At 32.2% G+C, this 354-nt stretch carries 1 pseudogene; it reads left to right on the forward strand.

Features of this window, described 5'->3' with window-relative positions:
- Positions 1 to 85: 85 nt before the first annotated feature.
- Positions 86 to 268 (forward strand): annotated as a pseudogene (locus KI356_RS27675) (RtcB family protein); the annotation flags it as partial.
- Positions 269 to 354 lie beyond the last annotated feature (86 nt).

The raw sequence follows: 354 nt of genomic DNA on the forward strand, positions 1-354 counted from the left end.
CCTTTTTATACTATATTAATCTATACCCGTTCCTATTTTAAATTTATAATTATTCAGAAACGCGGTCTCGTTTATACTGCCTATTTTAATGTATTTAGAGGATTTTCAAAATACAATGACAGCTGTTTGGACTACATCTGTTGCAGAAAGCACGTTAGATGAAGCTCCAATGGTATATAAGCCGATGGATGAAATTGTGGAGAATACAAAAGAGACAATTGATATCAAACATATTATTAAGCCGATTTACAATTTTAAAGCGAATTAAAAGGGAAGTAACGTTTATTGTAATGGTATATAGGAGTAAATTGCTGTTGGAAGTAGGGGTAGTTAGAACATCGCTATCAAGCTAAG

The sequence above is a fragment of the Bacillus hominis genome, from assembly GCF_018332515.1.
Lineage (GTDB): Bacteria > Bacillota > Bacilli > Bacillales > Bacillaceae_G > Bacillus_A > Bacillus_A hominis.